The sequence below is a fragment of the Pseudomonas lundensis genome (assembly GCF_001042985.1).
GTDB lineage: Bacteria > Pseudomonadota > Gammaproteobacteria > Pseudomonadales > Pseudomonadaceae > Aquipseudomonas > Aquipseudomonas lundensis.
On the sequence record NZ_JYKY01000039.1, the window covers coordinates 24,899 to 32,133 of the forward strand.

Consider the following 7,235-nt stretch of genomic DNA (forward strand, 5'->3'; position numbering starts at 1 on the left):
ATCGCTGTTCAGCGCTTATCCGAACCGTCGACTGCTCCCCCGCGCACATCCTCAAAAAACGGCTTGCCTTTGGGCACCCGGTCCGAGGCTTTGGGGATATTCGGGCCTTGGGCATCCTGACGTTCCACGTACCAATAGCAATGCGTGATCGCCCGGGTGATGCCGACGTAGGCCAGCCGTAGTACTTCATCTTTTTGTGCGCTGTCGTAGGGCTCCGGGTCGCCTTCATTGCCCAGGCCAGCCATGCGGTAGACCTGGTTCTTGTAGGGCGATGAGGTCAGGTGCTGACAGTCCCCGAGCAGAAATACAGCGTCTGCCTGTAAGCCTTTGGCACTGTGAAACGTGAGTTGTTTGAGCCGACGCAAGGCAGGTGGCAAGCTAGAATCCACATTAACAACGGCCTGTATTTCTTTTTCAATCAACGCCTTATCGCTACCTTTTCGAAACAGCATTAATACGCGATCGCCTGCGTTGTAATGCTCGGTCAGTTTTGCGACCAGCCCGGTATCGTCCCGATCCAGTACCTGAACCGGCACCAGCGGTTTGGGCTCGCCGCAGGCCTTGGCCCGTTTGCCCGGGATGGAAGGCGCGGCGCGTACGATGTGTTCCGCCGCGTCAATGACATGCTGCTGGCTGCGGAAATTGTCGCTGAGCATCACCCGCGTGGTGGACGGCGAGACAAATTCTTTGTTGAACGCCATGAAGTATTTGGGTGAACTGCCCCGCCAGCCGTAGATCGATTGCCAGTCATCACCGACACACAGCAAGGAAGAGCGTTGCGCGCCTCGTCCCACGTGCATGGCCGGGCCTCGGCTGCGGATCTCGCGCAGGCTGGCGCGTAGCCACGAAACAATCTGGGGCGAGACATCTTGAAACTCGTCGATCATCAGGTGCGAGAGCGGGCGCAATTGCGCGTCGCTGAGCAGTTTGAAGTTCTGTGCGGTGTGCTCCCCGAACAGGGAAAACATGCGGTTGTAAGTCATGACGGGAGGCGTTTGCGCCAACAGATGGCTTTCGAGCGCGCGCCAGAACAGGCTCAGTGCCTCGAAGAAGAATCGGTCCGGGTCGTCGCTGGCGAAACGTAGGTCCCCTACCGCAGACCCGACGTCCAGTCCCAGGTTCTCGATAAAGCTGGCCGCGGCCACGAAACAGTCCAGCAGCGGCGCGGAGCTGAGCTCACCCTTGAGTTTGTAATCGAAGCCCGGCCCGGCACTCGCATCACCGGCCAGGGTGGTCAGAACACGCTTGGATTGCTCGTAAGACTCTAGCCATATCAATGGCTTATCACAAAAAGCTCGAAACAGCGTGCGCTTGACCGCCCACTCCGCCCGCACACTTAATTTGGCGTTGGGCCTGCAGATCTGCGGGTTTTCGCGGGGGTCGAAGCCGAGCACCACCCACGCATCCAGTTGTTCAATGTAGCCGTGGCAATGAAAGGTCGAGCCGTTGATGTTCACTGTTACCCGGCTCGGCTCAATGCCTTGAATCGGCCAGGCACCGGCGGCAAACCACAAGTCTTCGAGGGTGTCGCACAACTCTTCGTCACGCTTGGCGGCCAATTCGGTCACGGCCATGCGTTTTTGCACGTCCGGGTGATCGTGTTCCAGCGCCTTGAGTTGCAAGGCATGTCGGCACAACACGCCGATCGCCTCGCGAAAACGCGGGGTGTCGCTGTATAGGCGGTGATAACAGGCATTCAGTTGCTGGCGTTGCGCATCGTTGATGCGCAAGTCAAACGGGTTGCTGTCGGCGTCATCGTCGCTAGCGCCCCGATGGCTGAGGGTTTCGAAGGCTTGCAGTTGCGCGTAACCCGGCAGGCTGCGCACCATCGGCAAAATCCGCGAGTGGAAGGTGCGCACCACTTCCCGGGCTTCCTTGAGGCTCAGCGTGTGCCCCCATAAAGCGAAGATTTCCTGCAGCTTGGCGATGAAATCCTTCCGCGACTCGCGGGTGAAGGTCACGACCGTCATCGAGCTCAACTCAAAACCGAGGTAGTGACTGAGCAGTAAGATCCGCAGCACCAGCGACGTCGACTTGCCCGCGCCGGCGCCCGCCACCACGGAGGTGGACGGCGTGTCGCTGAAGATCATCTTCCACTGTGCCGCGCTAGGCTGTGCCGTTGCCGGCAACAAAGCGGCGACATCCGCCTTGATCTGCTTTTTCAGTTCGGCGGTCAACGGCAGGCGCCAGTCATCGAACAGGTTGTCGTCAATGCCCGGCGCACGCAGCTCCTGTGAGCGGGTGTCATTGATAAACAGCACTTGACGGCCCTCTTCCAGCCCGTCCGCATGCCCCTCGTCATAGCCGTAATCCACCCCCGCGCTGTGCCCGCTGCGAAAACCGTCCGCCTGCCCCTGCAACCAGGACGCAGCGTGTTGTGCGCGCAAGCGACTTAAACCGCTGCCAAACAGACGGGCTGCCAGACGCTTGAGCAAGGGCAGTTGAGTGACCGGGGATAGGGTTTCGGGCAAATCGTTTTTGTGTTGCGGCACGCTGACTCCAGGGTGTGAGGCTGTCCGGGCGGATGGGCTATGGTCGCTCCATTGCGTCGGGAGTTCTAGTTATTGCTTTAACGTCATAGGTTTAGCAATGGATGTAGAACCTGATGGTTAACAACATATCGTCTGAAAGATCGATTTAATCGATCGTTTTTAAGCGTTTTTTAACCTTTTTATAGATGATTGCCACGCGCACACTGACGCCATTCTCATTCGGGTCACTGTTCATTGCACCCGACTGACCAGAACAGGAGATGCATCATGCTTGAACTCAGACCCTTCAACACCTTGGGCGGCGCCCATCACGGTTGGTTGGATGCCCATCACCACTTTTCGTTCGCCGAGTACTACGACCCGCAGCGCATGGGCTGGGGCAATCTGCGGGTGTGGAATGACGACATCATCGCGCCCGGCACCGGCTTCCCGAAGCACCCCCATCGCGACATGGAAATCATCACTTACGTGCGTGAAGGGGCTATTAGCCACGAAGACAACTTGGGCAATAAAGGCCGTACTGAAGCGGGCGACGTGCAGGTGATGAGTGCTGGCACCGGCATTGCCCGCAGCGAATACAACCTGGAATCCACGGCAACGAAGATTTTCCAGATCTGGATTTTGCCGAATCAGGCCGGGGATCCGCCTTCTTGGGGCGCCAAGCCGTTTCCGAAGGGCCAACGCGAAGGCTTTGTGACGCTGGCCAGCGGTAAGGAGGAAGATCACGGCAGTTTGCGCATCCGCGCCGACGCCCGGGTGATGGCGGCCACGCTGAAAACCGGTGAAACCGCCGATTATCGGCTGAGTGAGGGACGCCGCGCTTATCTGGTGCCCGCCAGCGGAGCGATCGAGGTCAACGGGGTGCGCGCCAACGCGCGGGATGGCGTGGCGATTGTCGATGAACAGGTGCTGCGGGTAACGGCGCTGCAAGACAGCGAAATCGTGCTGGTAGAGGTCGCCTGAAGGCCGTCAGCAAAAGGCCGGATTTACGTGAGTAAATTCAGCCTTTTGGTCTGCGCGGTGCATCACGACAAGGGGTTGTCGATCTGGATATACAGCGAGAATGCCCCCAGTACCATCCAGAAAATGGCAAACAACCACGGGGAACGCACTGAAAACATCAGCGATTTTTTGTACCCCTTGTGGGTGGACTCCATCTCGCAGAACAACGGCGACTCGTCGTACGCCATGCCCATTTGAGGTTCGCTGCTCAGCAACTCACTTTGCTTGAAGTGCCAGTGGTCAATGATGTCGTACGCCGCACGAATGCCTGGCCAGGCATTCAATGAAATCATCAGCCCCAGCACGGCCAGCATCGGCGGCACGGTCAGGGTGAAAAACTTGCCCCACTCCGGGTTCAGATTGGCCATGCACGAGGCGAAGGCAATCACCAAAAACGACTGGGCCGCCAGGTAGGCGTCAGTGCGGTGGGACAGAATGCTGGTCTCGTACTGAATTTCGCGCCGGTAGAAGTCCAGGCGGTCCTTGGGTGATCCGAACATTTTTGCATCATGTTCGGAATGCACCTGTTCAGGGCTTTCGGGGGTAATGATCTGGGTCATCCAAAGGCTCACAGTGTGACTCGATGAAGCTTGGATGCCCCCGTTCGCGACAAAGTTCAGCGCGTTGCAAGACGTTCGGTGGTGGCCCTGCGACGTTGGATCAAATAACCAAGTACAGCCACGGGTGCCGAAGCCAGCATGACGTCCACCGTGATCTCCAGCGGATGCGAGATATAAGCCGACACCACCAGGCTACCGAGAAAGCACAGGCCCAACTGCAGCGTGTTTTGCAAGGCCGCGGCTTTGCCGGAATTCTCTGAAAACGGCAGCAGCGCGTGGGCGACCACGATCGGATAACTCGCGCCGTTCACCAGTGCCATCAGGCAAAACGGAATCAGCAACGTGGTCAGCGTCGGCTCGGTTTGTGTCGCCACTGCATACAGACCCACCATGCTGATGCAGTACGCCAGCAGCAACCAGGGCAGTAATGTGTGACCTTTGATGTGCTGCAACGCACTGCGACAGCTGTAACCGCCGATCAAAAACGCCAGCGTCGGAAAGGCGTAGCTCAAGCCGATGTCATTCGGGCTGTACCCCATGTCGCCCAATATGAAGGGCGAGGCCGTCAGCCAGGCAAAGAAACTCGCCGAGCACGCGGCAAAGATCATGACGTTGCCACTGAACGTCGCCGAACGCAGCAGTTGCCAATAACTCACGCATGCCACGTGCTGTTGAATGCGCGGCCGCGCTTTTTCTTTAAGCAACAGCGTGGGCAGCAACAGCAACATGGCAATGCCAAACAGCACCGTGAAGATGGCTTGCCACCCCAGATGATTGAGCACCACCGCGCCCAGCAACGGCGCCAAGGCGGGAGACAGGCCCATCAACGGCATGATGCCGGCGAATACGCGATTGGCTTTGTCTGCCGGGTAACGCGGTCGATCACCAAGGCTTGCCAGGTCACGGCCGCGGCGCAAATGCCGATGGCTTGAATGAAGCGCAGGCTTAATAGCCACAGTGCGCTGTCGACCCACAGCATGCCCAGGCACCCCAGGGCAAACATCGACAGCCCGGCCAGCAGCACCGGCTTTCGGCCCAGGCGGTCCGACAAAGGCCCCCACAGCAATTGACCCACCGCAAAACCGGCGAGAAAGATACTCAAGCTGGCGCCCACAGCGCCTGCCGACAACTGCAAGTCTGTGCGCAATGTGCCGAATGCCGGCAGGTACATGTCCATGGCCAGATAACCCAGCATGCTGAGCCCGGCCAGATACAGCGTGAATCCAAACGAGTTTTTCATGTGCACCTAAAGCTTCCCATCAAACAATTTGTTGACTGGCGCGCATTATCCGGCTGAGCATTGGCTTGTGAAGCGATAATATTTTCTGTGTGACATCAATTAATTTGAAGGCAGCATTGTGTGGTCTGAATACTCTCTGGATGTCATCGATGCCGTGGCCCGCCATGGCAGCTTCAGCGGCGCGGCTCAAGAACTGCATCGCGTACCTTCGGCCGTGAGCTATACCGTGCGCCAACTGGAAATGTGGCTGGCCGTGCCGTTATTCGTGCGTCGCCATCGCGATGTGGAGCTGACTGCCGCCGGGCAGCTGTTTGTCAAAGAAGCCCGCGATGTGATGAAAAAAATGCTCGGCACCCGGCGTCTGTGCCAGCAGGTGGCCAATGGTTGGAGCGGCCAGTTGCGGGTGGCGGTGGACTGCATCACCAAACAGCCGCGTTGCCAGCAAATGGTCATTGACTTTTACCGGCACTTTCCCGACGTCGAATTGATCGTCCACTACGAGGTGTACAACGGTGTGTGGGACGCACTGGTGGACGCCCGTACCGACATGGTCATCGGTGCCACGCGCGCCATACCGGTGGCGGGCAGTTTTGCGTTCCGGGACATGGGGTTTCTGCACTGGCTATGCGTGGCAAGCCCGGATCACCCGCTGACGGCGTTCGAAGGGTTACTCAGTGATGAGCAGCTACGGCCTTATCCGTCCCTGTGCATGGACGATACCTCGCGCAGCTTGCCGAAACGGGACACTTGGACGCTCGACAACCAGCGGCGAATGATGGTGCCCGACTGGTCATCGGCCCTGGCCTGCTTGAGTGAGGGCCTGTGTGTCGGCATGGTGCCCGCCCATCTGGCGCGCCCGCTCATCGAGCAAGGCCGGCTGGTGGCCTTGCACTTGCAGCGGCCCTTCCCGGCCAGTCCGTCCTGTATTGCCTGGGTCCAGAACAATCACTCGCCCGCCATGAGCTGGCTACTGGAGTATCTGGGGGATACAGACACGCTGAGTCAGGAATGGCTCAATGACCCGGATGAACAGGATCACTGATCGAAGAGAATCGGGTACAGCGACACCACCAGTAAAAGCGCCATTGTCACGTTAAACACCAGCAACCACTTTGGTTGAGTCAATACGTTGCGTAATGCGCTGCCACAACCGGCCCAGAGGCAGACGCTCGGCAAGTTGATGAGCGCGAACACCAGCGCAATCACGCACACATTGGTGAGGTAGCCCTGAGACGGGGTGTACGTGGTGATTGCGCCTACGGCCATCACCCAGGCTTTGGGGTTGACCCACTGAAAGGCGGCGGCTCCCCAAAAGCCTAATGGCTGACGGTGATCGTTGTCTGCGGTGGACAATGGCCCCGACGTGGCGACTTTCCAGGCCAAGTACAGCAAGTAGGCAGCGCCGAGGTAACGCAAGACCGTGTAGGCCATGGGCACCGCCTTGAAGACGCCCCCCAGCCCGAGCCCCACGGCCAGAACCAAAACCATGAAACCGGCACTGATCCCCAGTGCATGGGGAATGGTGCGGCGAAAGCCGAAGTTGACCCCTGAGGCCAACAGCATGGTGTTATTGGGGCCGGGGGTGATGGACGACACAAAAGCAAACAACATGAAAGCAGAGATCAATTCGGGGGAAAGCGGCATAACGACATCCGGCTGGCAAGGGTTGATGATCTACACCCTAACGGATTGCCTGCTGCGCCTTGCGCTACAGCTGAGCTGTATTTCAACCGAACACTTTGCGGGCCTTTACTGTTTTGAATACATGAATTTCACATGGCATTCACATTCAGGGGGCTAGATTGAACTCACTCTGTAGTGGTCAACTCATTCCGGACACGGTTTTGAGTTTTTCTTCAGCTTTGGCCGGAGCCAGTCCATTGTTGAATTGATGGGGCCGGAGCCAGTTGTAGTGGCCCATCAGGTACTGGCTAATATCTC

General features: G+C 58.2%; 6 protein-coding genes and 1 pseudogene. 2 read left to right on the top strand and 5 right to left on the bottom strand.

Annotated elements, in window-relative coordinates:
* Positions 1 to 8: 8 nt before the first annotated feature.
* A complete protein-coding gene (locus TU74_RS21320) occupies positions 9 to 2,492 on the bottom strand; it encodes a UvrD-helicase domain-containing protein (RefSeq protein WP_048377607.1) in 2,484 nt (827 codons plus the stop codon).
* A 267-nt stretch (positions 2,493 to 2,759) separates the two neighbouring features.
* On the opposite strand from TU74_RS21320, the gene TU74_RS21325 reads away from it, so the two are divergent.
* A complete protein-coding gene (locus TU74_RS21325) occupies positions 2,760 to 3,455 on the top strand; it encodes a pirin family protein (RefSeq protein ID WP_048377608.1) in 696 nt (231 codons plus the stop codon).
* Positions 3,456 to 3,517: 62 nt separating this feature from the next.
* Here TU74_RS21325 and TU74_RS21330 read toward each other — a convergent pair whose 3' ends face one another.
* Complete coding sequence (locus TU74_RS21330; RefSeq protein WP_047274571.1) at positions 3,518 to 4,054, bottom strand: hypothetical protein; 537 nt, start codon at positions 4,052 to 4,054, stop codon at positions 3,518 to 3,520.
* 56 nt (positions 4,055 to 4,110) lie between these two features.
* A pseudogene (gene punC / locus TU74_RS21335) lies at positions 4,111 to 5,294 on the bottom strand (purine nucleoside transporter PunC).
* 118 nt (positions 5,295 to 5,412) lie between these two features.
* On the opposite strand from punC, the gene punR reads away from it, so the two are divergent.
* Positions 5,413 to 6,336, top strand: a complete 924-nt coding sequence (gene punR, locus TU74_RS21340) for a DNA-binding transcriptional activator PunR (protein ID WP_048377609.1) — start codon at positions 5,413 to 5,415, stop codon at positions 6,334 to 6,336.
* On the opposite strand, the gene TU74_RS21345 is transcribed toward punR, so the two are convergent.
* The gene (locus TU74_RS21345) at positions 6,330 to 6,938 is read right to left on the bottom strand and encodes a LysE family translocator (RefSeq protein WP_047274568.1); all 609 of its coding nucleotides are present in this window, start codon (positions 6,936 to 6,938) and stop codon (positions 6,330 to 6,332) included. The genes punR and TU74_RS21345 overlap by 7 nt on opposite strands.
* Before the next feature lie 178 nt (positions 6,939 to 7,116).
* Positions 7,117 to 7,235 (bottom strand): IS3 family transposase (locus TU74_RS23805; RefSeq protein ID WP_048377417.1); only part of this gene is annotated, 119 nt, incomplete at its 5' end.